Source organism: Micromonospora sp. SCSIO 07396 (assembly GCF_053667945.1).
The window spans coordinates 6,758,180-6,773,885 of record NZ_CM132210.1; the positions used below are offsets into that span (position 1 = coordinate 6,758,180).

Here is a 15,706-nt window from a genome sequence, read left to right on the forward strand (position 1 = left end):
TACGACTTCTATGCGGTGCACTACCAGGACGACCCCGTGTGGTAGCCGGGGTATGCATCGAGGTGGTCCTGGCGGAGCTGGCGCCGGAAGCGCTGCGCCGGTTCCGCAGTCGGCTCCAACGCGGATTGCTGTTTGATCGCGACGTCCTGAGCACCCGAGACGGCCGCTGCGGTCCGCCACTGGGCGACGACGGGTGAGTCGGCCGCTGTGTGTGGGTAGCCAGCTGGGTGCCGGTGCTGACCGCTTTCGGCTGCCTGCGGGCCGCTCCCGGTGGGTTCCTCCTAAAGGACGTCTCGTGATTCGGCAACTGGTCCATGATGGATCATGTTGGGGTGCAGGTGATCACGGCGGCCCGCCAGGAGTGGATCTTCCCGTTCACTGGGCTGCAGCCCGCCCAGTTCCGCAGGCTGGTCAGGTTGGTCGCCGAGCGTGGTGGTGATGCGATCGCGGACGGCCGGCCGGGCCGGCAGTGGTCTCTCGACCTCGCCGACCGGGTGTTACTGGTCGCCGCGTACTGGCGCACGATCCTGACCATGCGGCAGATCGGACCACTGTTCGGGGTGTCGCGCTCCGCCGACCACCGGGTCATCGACGCCCTCGGCCCGCTGCTCGCCCTCACCCCAGGACGCCGACGGCGCATCGACCAGATCACCATCATCGACGGCACCCTCATCCCGACCTGGGACCACCGCCTGGCCGCCCCGAGCAAGAACTACCGCTACAGCACGAATCTACAGGTCGCCATCGACGCCCACACCCGCCTGGTCGTGGCCTTGGGCGATCCTCAGCCCGGCAACCGCAACGACACCATCGTCTACCGCACCTGCGGCATCGACCAGAAGCTGGCCGGACGGCCGGTCATGGCTGACGGCGCCTACCGCGGCAACCCGGAGGTGATCATCCCGTACCGCAAGCCCGCCGACGGTAGCGAGCTACCCGATTGGAAGAAGAATCTGAACAAGCAGCACCGCACCGGCCGCGCCCAGGTCGAACACGCCCTGGCCCGCATGAAGACCTTCAAGATCCTGCGGGACTACCGCCGAGCCGCCCGCACACTGGCCGACACCGCTTCCGGCATCGCCCACCTCCACAACATCATCCTCGCGGGGTGACACCAGCACCGGTACCGGGCAACGCCTTCACCGAGTTACGAGACGTCCTTTAGGCTGGATCGTCGGTTCGCGTGCCAAAGAGGGGTCGTACCGGCTGGTCTTCACCAATCCACCAGCCGCGTCGGTCCGGGAGAAGCTCACAGCCCTTCAGCGAGGTCGCTGTTTCCAGATCGTCGAACGTGAGCCCGACCGTCCGTCCGTCAGCGCCTACCCAAGTTAACTCGCTCCCAGCATGCTGCCTTGACTATCAAGCGCGCTCCTACGGCGAGCTGCATCCGCACATCAGCGAGCAGACCCTCGTGACGACGGGTGAAGCTGTCGGTAGTCACCTGACAGCCTACTTGGCCGCCACGGCGCGCGCCGTGGGCGCGACCGACGGCAATGTCCTGCTACTGCTGGAGTGCGTCATACGCCTCACCAGTCTGCTGGATGTGCTCAGGGGTCTCCCTACACCGGGCTCCTCGGCACCAGCCAGCACGGACCCATCCCACCCGCCATCTTCTACAACGCCGACCTCGTCACCCACCTGGTCTGGCCCGGCGACGACCCCCACGACCCCGACGTCTTCCCCGACAAACGCAACGTCGGCCGGTTCCGGGTCAACACCACCGGTGCCGAGTTCGGCGCCTGGGTCGCCCACTTCAACTCCCGCAGCGGCACCGCCCGCCTGGAAGAGGCGAAACTGCTCGACCGCTACGGCGACGACCCGCTCCCGTTCATCGGGGGCGGCGACCTCAACTCCACCGCCAGCGGCGGACACCTCCCACAACGAGACTGGCACGCCGCGAACCATCACATCCGCACACACAAAGGCAAACGGATCGACGACGGCACCCCCGAAGGGAGCTGGGAAGCCGACACCGCCGCCCTCGACCACCTCATGGGCCGATGGGACCCGACCACCAGCCGCCGACTCGCAGGTGCCGGCTACCACGCTGTCGCCGAACTCGCCTGGCTCGCCGACCCCGGCTTCGCCATCGCGCCCACCGTCATCGATAAGCCCGGTGAAGGCGGCCCCGACCTCATCGACTACCTCCTGGTCAACAACACCATGCGCCCCCACGTCATCCCCAGCAGCTACCAGGTCCACATCCCCGACGGGCCGCCGTACCCATCCGACCATCACCTCGTCACCGCCACCATCGACCTGTAACGGCACCGGCAGCCCTTCGAGCCGGGCTCGAAGCTCTGCAGCCCTTGATGGCCCTACGGAGGACTGCGTCCATACGAGCCGCGTCAGGCGTCCGCCGCTCTGTGAAGCTGGGACACCCGATCGAGGCGGTGGCCGGGCAGCGTCTCCGGGCAGGACACCGTTACCACCTGCCCCGACTGGCCGGAGGGCCGCTGTCAACGGCGCCAGCAACGCTGTGCTGGGTGCGATGCGGGCGGCGCACACGCGAAGGCCAGTGACGACCGGCGGTCGGTCGCAGTGCTCGGCGAGATGGCCGAGTTGGGTGAGCACGCTCCCCGCAGGTACACCGGCAGATCGGGCAGCAGGCCGCTGGGACCAGAGCCGGGCGGCTGGTCGCGATCGGCGGACAAACGCCGACCAGTACACCCAGCGGGCGGCATGGCTGTGGGCCGCACGGCGGACGTGTCCGAGGCGTGGAGTTGCTGCGTGCGGCCCCGGGCGACTGGACCCAGGTCAAGGCGACCAACACCGCAGGACTCATCACCCGGCCAGCAGACGGTCGAGTGACCCGGCAGGCGTGAGCCCTTGACGGAAGGAGATCAGGCCGACAGGGTCGCCTCGGATCGGCAGCTCAGTCTGTCCAGTATCGCCGCACCGTAGCTGGTCACGTCACCGGTGCCCATCGTCAGCACCAGGTCGCCACGCCCGGCCATACGCGCGATCACCCGGGCCGTGTGGTCGGGCCCGATGGGCAGGCAGTAGGCGCCGTCGCGGAGCCGAGCCATGATGGTCGTGAGGTCCGCCGCAGGCCGGCCCTCCGGCACGGTGCCATCCACATCGAGCAGCAGAACGTGGTCGGCGTTGTCCGCCAAGACCCGCCCGATTCGCTGCACCGAAACCCACCCGACCAGGACCCGGCCGCCCACCCGGACAACCCAACCGCCATCCCACCCGCCGCTACGACGTCCACATCGTCACCAGCAGCACGACCGGGAAGACAACCTCTTCGAAGAAGAAGTCGGCCAATCCCCGGCCGCGCCGCACAGGTTAAAGATCAAGTTAGATCCAGTAGTCGGCTTCCTCTGCCTTGACCACGAAGGCGACGCTGTGCCTGGCTCGCGTGACGGCAACGTAGAGCCGGTCGGGTGCTTTGAGGGCTGAGAGATCGGCCGTCCGTAGATAGCTGAGCATCGGCTTGGTGGGGAAGATCAACACGCGGTCGTAGGTGCTGCCCTTGGAGACACCGATATTGAGGGCTGTTAGTCCGAGCGTTGGGGTCTTGACCCAGTCACGAAGCACTTGAGGGAAATATTTCGCCACATAGGCGGGCACGGCATCTTCGGCGATCTTGAACATGCCGTCGTGTCCCGTCTCAGCAGCATTGCGGGAGATTGTGGCTGGCATATGGGGGTAAAGACGGTCGGACCAGTCGCAGATGAGTTGGTGGCAGCGCCAGCTTTCAGTACGCATTTCCACCGCGCATACCGCTCGTCGATGCTGGAGCCAGTCCAGAATGCCAGCGCCGCGGTACTTTTTGTTGCGGGATCCGTTGTTTGTGGCGAAGGTGTGCTGGCGGGGATCGCCCACGACGGTGACGCTCATCCTTGACCCGAAGAGCTTGTCGACAAAGTCGAGGTCGTGACCCACAAGGTCTTGGAACTCGTCGATGTAAATGTGGTCGTACATTGCTTCCAGTCGGCGAATGACGGCGCCGTCGGAGGCACTGTCGGCGCAGCAGACAAAGTCGGAGACTCCATCGCGGTACATGTCGCCGTTGCGGTCGAAGTAGTACGCGTGAGGCTTGTCGCGGCGGGCGAACCGTGGCCGCTGGCCGTTGAAGTTGAGCGACCGGATGTGGTCAATCCGCCCTGTGACGCAGGCCTGGAACGGCTTCGCGCCCTGACGAATCAGGAATTGAAACCAGGTGACGGTGGTGATGTGGGCTGGAATAATTCCCGTGACCTCGACCAGGCGCCGGCGGATCTGGGCGAGGTTCTCCTGGGTGTAGGTGGTGATGAGTACGCGCTGCGATGGGTCGGCGAGCGCGGCGTCGATGATCAGCTGGGTCTTACGTGACCCGGCGGCAGCGATCACCGCGCGGTTACCGGCGGACGGCATCGCGGATGTATTCCGGCATGGCGATGGTCTGCTCGGACTCGAAGACTGTGAGCGCCCAGCCAGTCTTGTTGGCCGTCATGTGGGTGAGCAACTCTTCGTCGGTCGCGAAGTTCTTGCCGAGGATCTCGTTGAGGCGAGCGAGACCGTTGGCGTCCAGTATCTGGGGCTCCAGAGTCTTGGCGTCGCCGGTGCCGACGTGAATGGAGATGAAGTCGTATCCGGCGAACTCCGCGTAGCGCTGACGCATCTTGGCGGCGTCGCCGTCGTTGTCGTTAACGACGGCGACGGGCTTGGCCAGTGGCACAGCGAGGTCCAGGAAACGGGCGGCCGACAGGCCACGGACGTTGATGATGTCGACGCCGTCGGCGATGGGTTCGCGTCCATGTTCATCGAGGTACGCGCGCGTCAGGATCAGTTCGTCCGAGGGCCCTTCCACCAGGATTGCGCGTTTAGCCAAGACTAGACGCAGGGTGTCGTAGCCGGAGAGCTTCTTGAAGTAGTCGACGGTATCCCTGCGCAGGTCGGTGATGCGCTGTCCGCCAGTGTTGGTTAGCAAGATTAGCTCGTCGAGGCCGAGCTTGTTGAGGATGAAGGCGCTGTGAGTGGTCGCGAGGACCTGCTTGCCAGCGCACTTCTCGTTAATCTTGTGCACCAGCTGATTGAGTGACGAGAACGAGAGGTGGTTCTCCGGCTCCTCGATGAGCACGACGTGCGTGTCGGCGATTTTCTCGGTCAACGCCAAGAGGATCTTGAGTGAACTCTGCTCGCCCTTGCCGACATAGGGAAAGGGCAGTTCGTCGAGATGTGGTACGAGGCTGCGCTCCCAGCCTGCCCGTTGGGAGATGTCGATGGAGAGCGTGAGCTCACGATCGCTGATCTCGCCGCGCTCCCCGGCAAGTCTGGTGTTGATCTCCTTGACTGCTGCGATGTCGCCGAAGGCTTCCCGCAGACTGCGGTAGGCCAGCGACAGCTCGACCCGCTGGCGGGGCCCCAGGGAGTCAGCGATAATCGACTGCAGGTAGGCATCCGCCCCGTTCGGAAGTCGGATCGCGGTGGCGTCGATCAGCGTTGCGGTTGCCGGAACCCCGCGCGCCGTAATGGCCTCGCCGGCGAAGTTGGTCCAGTGGACCTGGTAGTACTCCGTCGGCACCCAGGCGATGCGGCCTGGTTCGGCGATGTACGTGGCGTATTCATCGATGAAGTCGAGGTTGAAGGCAATCCGAATCTTGACGCCAGGAGTGAACTCCCGCAGCGAATTGTTCGCGCCTCTGAGTGAGGCCAAGTTGTCGGCGTCGTCGAAATAGAGCTCGATCAGGATTTCCGGTGGCTCTGCCGGGCCGCGTGCGCGCAGCGCGGCTACGTACTCACGGGTGGCTTGCAGATTAATCAGGAACGGCGACAGTTCCGCAGCCGCCGGATTTCCGCGTAGCCTGCCGGTCAACGCAAGATTGATGGCCTCTAGAAGGTTCGACTTGCCTGCGTCGTTGTCGCCGACGATCACGTTCACGCCGGGGTTAAGGTCCAGCGTGAAATTCCGGAACACTTTGTAGTTCTTGATCGTGATCTTCTTCAGCATGCGTGGCCGTAGAAGTCGCGTGGCTGTTCTGCCTGGTACGAATTGGCCAAGGCCGCCTCCTCACGTACGGTTCGTGTCGATGATGGCTGACGGGGTACCGAGCACCACCCCGCTGTCGCTTAGCTGACCATGGTTGTAGCCGGTCAGGGGGTGCGATCCGACCGGAACGTGGCGGCGAACATGGTCACTTCGCCGACCCACGCCGCTGCATGAGGCCCATCATGGGCTGGTCCAGTTCACGAGGCGATGGTCGCCCGCGTCGCCGTAGCGGGGAAGTGTCCGGGGTGCCGGTTAGGCTGGCGGTGATCAGAAGACCCCGCAGCCACTGGCGCACGGGGGGGCGACGCGGCGACGGGGCCGTTTCTTGATTCGCACCCAGAACATACCCGGTGAAGGTTGCCGGCGGCAGATGATGTCGCCGCCGAGCGAGCTTCGCTACCCCGGCGCCTCCCTCGTGCTGTGCCTGTGGGGTACCGCCACGGCCGAACTCCGGCTGAGAGGAGGACCCGATGTTGTTGGAGGACCAGCTTGAGGAGGGCCGCAAGACCCTCGAGGTCACGCTGGAGGAACTGCGTGAGGCCCGCAGACGGCGAGGGCTGCTGGGTTCGGCGTTGCTCGACGCGTTCCCTGGTGCCCGCACCTACATCAACGGATCCGTTGCGCACGGCGACGCCAACACGCCGCTGACCGACGTCGACCTCGGCGTCGTGGTCGACGTGGCCGGGTACGGGCCGGACGCCACGGGGCCGTTGCCGCTGATGGAGCAGGCCCGCGACGCGATCCGCGAGCACCTGAAGGACGAGTTCGACAACCTGACGGTCACCGTCGAGGGTCAAAAGCGGTCCGTGCTGGTGCGGTTCGGCGCTCCGGTCACCCCCGAGACGGACTTCACCGCCGACGTGATCGTGGCCTTGGACCACCCGGAGAAGGGGTTGTGGATCCCGAACACCACGATCGCGGCCAGGTGGGACCGGGCGCATCCGGAGAAGCACACCGAGCTGGTCCTGCAGGCCAACGAGGACACCGGCAACGTGTTCGCCCGCACCGTGCGTCTGCTCAAGCACTGGCGTGCCCACCACGGCAAGCCGTTGTGCTCGTGGAACATCAAGGCGTTGGCCCTGGGGTGCATCGCGGATCAGAAGCGACCCCTGCTGCAGGCGCTGCAGGAGTTCTTCACGTACGCCGCGGACGAGATGGCCGCCGGGCTCACCGAGGACCCGGCGGGTGTCGCGGGGAAGATCAAGCTGCCGTCCGGGATGACCCGCGAGGGTGCGGCCTGGCGGCTGGGGCTGGCGCGGGACAAGGTGGCCGCGGCCATCGAGCACGAGCAGACCGGCCGGCACGCTCTCGCTCAGCACGCCTTGCACAGCGTGCTGCCGCACGTGGTCGCTGACAGCGACCAGGGCGCGCAGATGGCCGAGCAGGCGCTGCTGACCACCGGCACGTCAGCCGCCAGCCTGCTTGTCCCGAGGCCGGACACTCCGGCGCGAGCGTGGTCACCCCGGTGACCGACTGGTACGGCCGGCGAGCGTCATGGTGCGTCCCGCTGGAAGCCGCTGCCCGGCGCCGGCTGGGGCCCACCCTGTCCCACCAGTACCTCTTCGAGCCGGCCTGCTACCGCAGGGAGTGTGAAATCCTCGTCTACCGCGTCGAGGCGCTGGAGGTAGTTGGCGACCCGGAGCCGGTTGACGTGACGATCCGCTTCCACAAGCTGCCGCCGTACGACACGTACGGGCTGCCCCCGCAGGATTATCCCCGGGTCTTCGCCAAGCCGGGCGCGACCTCCAAGCACCGCATGCCCGACGGGGCGTTGTGCATGTGGATGCCCCTGGACCCGCCGCAGCGGCGGTGGACACACGACAAGGGGCTGCTCGAACTCGTCGAGCTGACCCGCCAGCACCTGTTCCTCGAGAACTACTGGCGCCAGAACGACGGGGTCTGGCTGCTCGATGACGCACCCCACGGGCTTCTTCGAACCCAGGGAGGTGACAGCAGGTGGTCTACGCCCAAGCCGCGCAGAGCGGCTGGACGGTCGCGCAGACGACGGTCGTCATCGTCGCGATGATCGCGATCCTTGGTGGCGTCGTCTCCGCCTCCGTCACCTACACGCTCAACCAGCGCGCGGCCCGCCGGGAACGGCAGGCCAAGGCGTTCGCCGAAGCCCTCAACGCCGTCGAGGACTACGCAGAGATGCCGTACCGGATCCGCCGCCGCCGAGACACCCCCGAAGCCCGCTACGACCTCACCGACGAGGTCAGCAAGATCCAGTCCCGGCTGGCGTATCACCAGGCACTCCTGCAGATCGAGGCACCCGAGGTCGCCGCCAGCTACGCCGCGCTCGTCCGCGCCACCAAGATTCAAGCTGGAGGGCAAATGCGGCAAGCGTGGGAACAGCCTCTGCTCACCACGGACGCCGACATGAACCTGCAGGTCCGCTATCCCCGAGATCAGATCGATGCCGCCCGAGGGGCCTGCATCTCCACGATGCGCGAAGCCCTGCGACGACACCGAACCCGCCGCGCGCCCACCCTCCCCACCGCCAACAGCGACCAACCCCGGATTCCTCGTGCGACCGGTGAAGGCGAAGAGCGATAGACGCGGCGCGGGCAGTATTCGGCTTGTCCGCCGGACCCGTACACCGCGACGATGGTTACTCCGTGGCGAGTTGACCTTCGGGGGGACGCGTGGGAGTGCTTGACGATAAGGACCCGACCGGCGCTGCGCGGCTGAAGGAATGGGCCGATGGCCTGCGGGAACTCCCGCCGGGAACGCCGCCTACCTTCGAGTTCCAGCGGATGATCCACCCCGGGATAGTGCCCGCGGACGGGGACGGGCTGTTGGCCGCAGACGGTCAGGGCTTGCTGGAGGTTCCGGGTGAGCACATCCAGTCGGTGACGGTCCTGCACTACCTGCGCGCGGCTTCACCGTCGGAGCAGTTCGACGTCGTCGGCCGGGACGCGATGTTCGGCGCCCTGCTGACCTTGGTGACCGACCGTCGCTGCCAGGTTGTCCCGGAGGTCATGGCGAGGGTCGAGGGTCAGGAGCATTCCGTCGCGCTGCCGCTGGCCGGGGCGGTGGATACCAATCTCGGTGCGCCCATGCCCGACTGGCCGCAGGTCGATGCGGCGTTCCGCGACGCGGTAGCCCGACTCACCAGCCTCGCCGACGACGACCTGCGGGCCCTCAGCGCGGCGATCCACATGCACTACTGCGCCTCGCTGCTGACCACGCGCGATCTTGTTGGCGCGTACGCGCTGATGGTTGGGGGTATCGAGTGCCTGGCGCAGCACTTCGGCAGTCCCCCGACGGAGTGGGCGGCCTGGGACGAGTCGGCGAGTTGGGAGAAGTTCATGGCCCGCCAGGACTTCACCGAGGCCCAGGCTGCGGCGTTGCGTGCCCGCCTGATGAAGGACAAGCACATCAAGCTGGCGGAAACCTTCGCGACGTACGCCATGACGCGGCTTCCGGCCGGTTTCTGGCAGGAGCCGATGCGCTCCTACACGTGGGGCGTGGATGCGATGAGCGCTCGACCACGGGAGGGTTCCTGGTCTGATCCGCAGCCCCGCGGAGCCATGTTCGCCGGCGACCCGACGGTCGTCAAGGCGGCATTCAAGACCGCGTACGCGCTGCGGTCTGAGTTCCTGCACGCGGGCAAGCGGCCAATCTCGTTCACCGGTGACGTTTTCTCCACCGTTATGGCCGCGGACCGACCTACCGGCGAGAAGCCACGTCTGAGCGCTTCCCAACTCCGCGCCGTCTTGCGAACTCTGATCCTTCGGGAGTTGACCGACCGCGGCAACGTGGATCCCCGAGGCCTGGACGAAATCAAGTTCGTCAGGCTCGGTGCCGACGTCCTGAGCTGACAGCCGCGCGTGCCTGGTGGTCTCTTGGAGTCTGCCCGCGGACTGTGACAGACGGATACCACCTGAAAGCCGCTACTGCGCGCAGCGCCAAGGCACCTGGCGGCGAACGGGTTCGACAGTGTCGGACGCGGGGCGGATCATCGAGATGACGGCCAATGGGCCGCGGTGAGAAGGGGCGATGGCCGGCGACAACAGGTGGGATGACGATCCGTGGCGGTGCTGGGTCGACGACATGATCGACTCGGATCCGAGCATCCTCGACGAGATCCAGCAGTGGTGGGACACGACCTCGCCGGTGCCGATGGTCGGCAGCCGGCACCACACCGTCTCGCGCCGCTATCTCGAACGCTTCTCCACCGCAGGCCAAATCCGTGTCCGTGACCGCCTCACAGGACGGGCGAGCCTGCGCAACATCAAAGACGTAGGCGCGATCCGCGACTTCTACACCTTCATCAACCTCGACGGTGAGCGCGACGGACGGCTCGAACGGATCCTCAGCGTGATCGAGGACGGCGCCACCTCGGTCATCGACCGCATCCTCGACCCCTTCCGGACACCGCGACCGCTCACGCCAGAGGAATCACTGCACCTGAGCGTCTTCATCGGCTTCCAACTGCTGCGCACGCCCCGACACCGTCGTGAGGTCGAGTTGATGGGCGACTACCTCATCCGCTCGTCGCGGCCGGACATCCGCGGGATCACCGAGGTGCGGGTGGTTCCGGACCCGAACCTGCACCTCGACTACCTGACCAAGAACGCCCCCAAAGTCGCACAAGCGTTCTTCGGCCGGCCAGCGACGCTCATCACGATCGACCAACCGCTATTCATCACCTGCGACGAGCCGGTGATCCTAGGCACCCGCGGCGACGTCAGCCACGTCCAGCACCTGCCGAGCTGCGCTAAGGCGCAGCGACGTCGAAAGAAGGACGCACGTAAGCCCAGCAGAAGCCGCGCCCGCAACGCCGACATCGTCCACGTGTACCCCACCCGGCCGGGTGTGGCCCAGGCCCACGAGGTAGCTCTCCCGCTCACACCACGAGCGTTGCTCGTCATCGGCCCACCCGGCGGCGCCGACGTCGAACCACACCGCCCCCTGCGCGGTGAAGCGGCCGTCGCCCTCGCGAACGACGTGAACTCCCGGCTCCTCACCCATGCCTACCAATGGGTAGCTGCCCACCCCGCCCACCCCACGTTCACCGACATGGAACTTCCCGAACCCGGGCCCATCGTCCAAGCCTGCGACGGCGGCACGACCTTCGCCCGTGAGCTGCAACAGCCACCCGAACCTCGACAACCCGAGCTGTTGGGCCGCCGCGGTCGCTGAGGAGAGCCACGACGTCCAAGTCGTCCTCGGGAGAGCAGCTAAGACGCCGCTCAGCGACGCTTCCAAACGCGGCCTGGCAGCGGCCTGCCGATCCCGTGACCGAAGGGAACTTCCGCTCATCGCGGCAGGTAGGTGGGCCGCCGCTGGCACCGGTGCCCGGAACACCAAGGGCGGCGCGGGCGACGATCGTGGCTGCTCCGTGGCTGCTCGGATGTCGGGGAACTGACGCGGACGAGCTGCTACGCACGCGAACCAGACCCGAGGTGCGGAAGCCACTCGCCCGTCGATGAACAGGAATCAAATCCGTCCGCGCCGCTTGGACCTGCAAGAACACAACCGGATGCCGATCGCCGGCACGGTGTAGCTGGCGCGCTCATCCGGGTGCTCGCCTCCGACAGCAGCCGCAGCTCGTCGTATTGCCGTCTGCGGCCACCCGCGGCGCGCGGGAACGAGACGAGGTGGTGCTCCCCCAGTCGAAGGAACGCGCCTCCGTGATCCGTAGGGCTCGGAGGTTGCCGGGGTGTTGATCGCTGCGGCTTCCGGTCCGTGCTTTTGTCCAATTTTGCAGTGTTTCTATAGTCCGATCGAGGTCACTTAAAGTGAGATTTCTTGTGCTTAAAGTTGCCAACTCCCTACAGTCACTGTTCAGTTACTTAAACGGGGGAGGGATTCGTGGCACGTCGGAAGACTGCCACCGCCCGGTCACGTCTAACGGCAGCTACTGCCGTAGTGATGGCGGTCGCATTACTGGGTATATCGGGTGAACCGCTGGCCGTTCTCGCTGGGCGCTCGGATGGCGTGACGGGTGATGGCGGGGTCCGTTCCGATGAGGCGATGTCCCACCGGGCCGCCCGCGAAACCGGCAGGCCGGTGCAAGTCGGGAGTCTCACGTCGGAGACGACCGAGGTGTATGCCCTGCCCGACGGGCAGTTCCGGGCTGACATCGCGGCGGGCGTGCAACGGTACCGCCGGGACGGGGACTGGGTTCCGGTGGATCTGACGCTGCAGGTCCGGCAGGACGGCTCGGTCGCCCCGAAGGCGCACCCGAACGACCTGCGGATCTCTGGTCGGGCTGGCGCCGGCGTGCACGAGTTGGCCGCTGTAGGTCTTGGCGCCGGCCGGGTGGCGATGGGTTGGTCGGGGATGCTGCCGACACCGGTGTTGGCAGGAAACCAAGCCATCTATGTGGACGTCCGCCCGGGTGTGGATCTGGTCGTTGAGGCGACCCGGACGGGCTTTGAGCAGCTACTGGTGGTCAAGACCAGGAAGGCCGCCGCGCAGATAGAAACCCTCACCTTCCCTTTCACCGGTCCCGGGGTGGCCAGCGCGGCGCACAGCGGGAACGGGATGATCGTGATCTCCGACCGGGCCGGCGAGAAGACCGCCCGGATTCCTGCGCCGCTGATGTGGGACGCGAAGCGAGCCGCCACCGGTGGCCCTGCTACCGAGAAGCCGGTCCGCACCCGGGTGACGAGTACCGGCCGCACGGTCGAACTGATCCTGACCCCGGACCGGAGTTGGCTGCTGAGCGCGTCGACCACGTACCCGGTGACCATCGATCCGACCGTCATCCCGCTGACGACGACGTTCGACACCTACGTCCGGAAGTCGGTCACCACAGATAAGAACCAGGAACCGGATCTTCAGATCGGGTTGCTGGCAACCACCCCGGCGACTCTGGCCCGCTCGTTCCTGACCTGGGACACGACGCTGCTCGCCGGGAAGCAGATCAACGCGGCTACGGTTTCGTTCTGGAACTTCTGGTCGGACACCTGCACGCCGACATCGTGGGAGATCTGGACCGCCGGCACGTCGACCTACACCACGACGTTTACCAACCAACCGTCGTGGGACTACCTCGAGGCAAGGTCGACGGCCACGCTGGGCTCGACCAACTGCGCCGACGGCTGGGCGACCATCGACGGCAAGGGCTTCTTCCAGCGGGCTGCGACCGCGAACAAGACCAGGGCCGGAATGGGCGTGCGGGCCACCGACGAGACAGCGACCACGGGGTTCAAGCAGTTCCGGTCCCGCGAGGGCGCAAACGCCACCGAGGACCCGAAGGCCTCGGTGACCTACAACTCCTGGCCGACCATCACCTCGCGGGCGACCGTCCCGGCCACCGCCTGCGTGACTGGATCCGGCCGGCCGCTGGTCAACACCCTCACCCCACAACTGAAGGCTACCGTCACCGACGGGGACGGGACCGCGATGACGGTCACCTTCGAGTGGTGGGCGCTTGACGGCATCGCGGCGATCGGATCGGTCGCCTCGACGGGAGTCGCCTCCGGTTCTACGGCCACGGTCACCGTGCCCACCGGGGTGTTCGCCGAGGGCGGCAGTTACAAGTGGCGGGTGAAGGCAGCCGACGGTGTCGCCGGCAGCGATCCCTGGTCGTCGTTCTGCGAAATGACCGTCTACGTCACCGTCCCGCCGGTCCCCGGCTGCACCGCGGGTGCGGTCAGCGACTTCAACGGCGACGGCATGACCGATGTCGCGATCGCCGACCCGGAGGCCACAGTGAACGGGCAGGAGAAGGCCGGGCAGATCCACATCAGCTACGGCGGCATCGGGACGGTACAGACCCTGCACGAGGGCAACGCCCAGGTCGCCGGCGGGGCGGAGGCCGGCAACGGCTTCGGCACGTCGATGGCCAGCTACGACGCCAACAACGACGGCTGCACCGACCTCGCCGTCGGAGTGCCCTACAAGGACCTGAACGGACTGGCCGATGTCGGGGTCGTGTACGTGCTGATCGGCACCCCCGCCGGCCTGGCGAAGGGGCCCGCCTCGGTGACCCATCACCAGGGCGTCGGCAGCACACCGGACGCGCCCGAGGCGGAGGACTGGTTCGGCTACTCGATCGCCGCGTCGCACACCGCCGTCGGCGGGGCGTACCTGGTGATAGGTGTCCCCGGTGAGGACATCGGCACCGCGATCGACGCCGGGATGGTGCACTACATCCGGGGCACCCTGAACCTTGCGATGACCCAGGGCGGTGGCATCCCTGGCGTGGCAGAAACCGACGACCGGACCGGGTACGCGGTGGCGGCTTCGACCCACCACTGGGCGGTCAGCTCACCGGGTGAGGCGATCGGCACCGAGGTGTTCGCCGGCGCGGTGCACGTGTTCAGCCACACGCTCACTTCGAGTCTGCCCACCGTGGCCGCCAGCCTGGAACAAGACGCGGCGAACGTGTCCAACACCGCCGAGGCCAACGACAACTTCGGCAAGTCGATCTCGATTGCCCCGTACCGCCCGGCTGGTGCGCCGGCTGGTCAGGTGGACTCGCTGGTGGTGGTCGGCGTACCGGGTGAGGACCTAACGCTCGCTGACGACACGTCCGTATCGGATGCAGGCCTGCTGATGCGCTTCCACGTCACCACCGGCAACACGTTCACCGAACTGCCCGCCGTCTCGTACACCTCCGAGGACGGCGACTACCTGGGCGAGCAGGTACTCGTGGTGAATACCGCGCCGGCCAGCGAGGCGACCACCCAAACGATGTTCATCGCGGTGGGCGCACCCGGCGAGGACGCAGGCTCGGTACCCGACTCCGGTCGGGTCCGGATCTTCCCGGCGCTGGCCGCCTCGATCGGCACCCCAGTCACCATCGGGAGATCCTCGTCGAGCCTGCCCGGCCTGGCCCGGGCGCAGGAACTGGTTGGCGTCTCGCTCGCCGGCAACACGCAACGCCTCTACGTGGGCACCCCCTACGGAGACCCGGCCGTCCACGGGTTCCCCTGGACGAGCCTAGCCGCCGGATCGGCGACTCCGGCTCAGACCTGGACGCCCGGCCAGGGCGGCCTGCCGGCCGACGAGGTCGCCTTCGGTGCGGCGGTGAACTGACCAAGGCCGGCTACGGACCAGGGAACCACGGCCGATCGACGAGGCAGGGATCGGGTGATGAGTCCGATGAGCCCCAACAATGATCCGGGAAGGACCAGGCAGTGAAGAACCCTATCCGCGGGGGAGGTTGGCCGCGACCGATCGGTTTGATGGCCGGCCTGGCTGGGCTGTTCGCCACCCACATGGTGGTCACGACACCGCAACCGCCGCTGGTGGCACCGCCGCCGATGTCACCTGCAGCCAGCGGGGGGCCGAGCCGTCACACCGAGGCCGAGGCGGTTACCGCAGCGCGGGCGACCGGGCAGCGCGTCGAGATCGGCGTGATGCGGGGTGAGGCGCGTGAAACCTACGCCAACCCCAACGGCACTCTCACCTCCGTGTCACATGCGCAGCCTGTCCGGGTGGCACGGGCCGGCCGTTGGGTGCCGGTCGATGCCCGGCTGGTCAGGGGTGCCGACGGGTTGGTCCGCCCTGCGGCGACCACCATCGCGCTCGAGTTCTCCGGTGGTGGTGACACGCCACTCGCCCAGGTCGAGCGGGCCGGCCGGAAGCTGGTCCTGGACTGGCCGGGAGATCTGCCGGCGCCGATTCTGGAGGGCGACAGCGCGACGTATCCCGAGGTCATGCCCGGGGTCGACCTCGTCGTCAAGGCAAGCGTCAGCGGGTTCTCGCACATTCTCGTCGTCAAGAACGCTACGGCGGCCCGTAATCCCAGGCTGACCGAGCTGGACT

Annotated in this window: 11 protein-coding genes; 8 read left to right on the plus strand and 3 right to left on the minus strand. The window is 66.8% G+C overall.

Annotated features, from left to right (window positions below; all coding sequences use genetic code 11):
• The first annotated feature begins 332 nt into the window (after nucleotides 1-332).
• Entirely contained in the window at nucleotides 333-1,112 is a 780-nt protein-coding gene (locus tag ACWCHM_RS29910; RefSeq protein WP_454220740.1) for a transposase family protein, read from the plus strand.
• A gap of 400 nt (nucleotides 1,113-1,512) precedes the next feature.
• Nucleotides 1,513-2,265 (plus strand): endonuclease/exonuclease/phosphatase family protein, encoded by a 753-nt coding sequence (locus ACWCHM_RS29915; RefSeq protein WP_454220742.1) that lies wholly within the window; start codon nucleotides 1,513-1,515, stop codon nucleotides 2,263-2,265.
• A gap of 578 nt (nucleotides 2,266-2,843) precedes the next feature.
• On the opposite strand, the gene ACWCHM_RS29920 is transcribed toward ACWCHM_RS29915, so the two are convergent.
• The 3 genes from ACWCHM_RS29920 to ACWCHM_RS29930 all read right to left on the minus strand — a co-directional run bounded on the left by ACWCHM_RS29920 (nucleotide 2,844) and on the right by ACWCHM_RS29930 (nucleotide 5,938).
• The gene (locus ACWCHM_RS29920; protein ID WP_454220744.1) at nucleotides 2,844-3,170 is read right to left on the minus strand and encodes a hypothetical protein; all 327 of its coding nucleotides are present in this window, start codon (nucleotides 3,168-3,170) and stop codon (nucleotides 2,844-2,846) included.
• 133 nt (nucleotides 3,171-3,303) lie between these two features.
• Nucleotides 3,304-4,362, minus strand: a complete 1,059-nt coding sequence (locus tag ACWCHM_RS29925) for a UvrD-helicase domain-containing protein (protein WP_454220746.1) — start codon at nucleotides 4,360-4,362, stop codon at nucleotides 3,304-3,306.
• Entirely contained in the window at nucleotides 4,346-5,938 is a 1,593-nt protein-coding gene (locus ACWCHM_RS29930; RefSeq protein WP_454220748.1) for an ATP-dependent nuclease, read from the minus strand. Before ACWCHM_RS29930 ends, ACWCHM_RS29925 begins: the two co-directional genes overlap by 17 nt.
• A gap of 509 nt (nucleotides 5,939-6,447) precedes the next feature.
• Here ACWCHM_RS29930 and ACWCHM_RS29935 point away from each other — a divergent pair.
• The 6 genes from ACWCHM_RS29935 to ACWCHM_RS29960 all read left to right on the plus strand — a co-directional run bounded on the left by ACWCHM_RS29935 (nucleotide 6,448) and on the right by ACWCHM_RS29960 (nucleotide 14,974).
• On the plus strand, nucleotides 6,448-7,446 hold the full coding sequence (locus ACWCHM_RS29935) for a hypothetical protein (RefSeq protein ID WP_454220750.1): 999 nt from the start codon (nucleotides 6,448-6,450) through the stop codon (nucleotides 7,444-7,446).
• Nucleotides 7,443-8,003: a hypothetical protein gene (locus ACWCHM_RS29940; RefSeq protein WP_454220752.1), complete on the plus strand. Its 561-nt coding sequence runs from the start codon at nucleotides 7,443-7,445 to the stop codon at nucleotides 8,001-8,003. Before ACWCHM_RS29935 ends, ACWCHM_RS29940 begins: the two co-directional genes overlap by 4 nt.
• Nucleotides 7,934-8,533 (plus strand): hypothetical protein, encoded by a 600-nt coding sequence (locus tag ACWCHM_RS29945; protein ID WP_454220754.1) that lies wholly within the window; start codon nucleotides 7,934-7,936, stop codon nucleotides 8,531-8,533. The genes ACWCHM_RS29940 and ACWCHM_RS29945 overlap by 70 nt, the downstream gene beginning before the upstream one ends.
• 95 nt (nucleotides 8,534-8,628) lie before the next feature.
• Nucleotides 8,629-9,801 (plus strand): hypothetical protein, encoded by a 1,173-nt coding sequence (locus ACWCHM_RS29950; RefSeq protein ID WP_454220756.1) that lies wholly within the window; start codon nucleotides 8,629-8,631, stop codon nucleotides 9,799-9,801.
• Between the two features lie 178 nt (nucleotides 9,802-9,979).
• On the plus strand, nucleotides 9,980-11,125 hold the full coding sequence (locus tag ACWCHM_RS29955) for a DUF4238 domain-containing protein (protein WP_454220758.1): 1,146 nt from the start codon (nucleotides 9,980-9,982) through the stop codon (nucleotides 11,123-11,125).
• 768 nt (nucleotides 11,126-11,893) lie between these two features.
• A complete protein-coding gene (locus ACWCHM_RS29960) occupies nucleotides 11,894-14,974 on the plus strand; it encodes a DNRLRE domain-containing protein (protein ID WP_454223217.1) in 3,081 nt (1,026 codons plus the stop codon).
• Nucleotides 14,975-15,706 lie beyond the last annotated feature (732 nt).

Coding starts and splice junctions, on each gene's coding strand:
- ACWCHM_RS29925 (WP_454220746.1), bottom strand. CDS start 4,362: ATGCCGTCCGCCGGTAACCGCGCGGTGATCGCTGCCGCCGGGTCACGT.
- ACWCHM_RS29930 (WP_454220748.1), bottom strand. CDS start 5,938: ATGCTGAAGAAGATCACGATCAAGAACTACAAAGTGTTCCGGAATTTC.
- ACWCHM_RS29935 (WP_454220750.1), top strand. CDS start 6,448: ATGTTGTTGGAGGACCAGCTTGAGGAGGGCCGCAAGACCCTCGAGGTC.
- ACWCHM_RS29955 (WP_454220758.1), top strand. CDS start 9,980: ATGGCCGGCGACAACAGGTGGGATGACGATCCGTGGCGGTGCTGGGTC.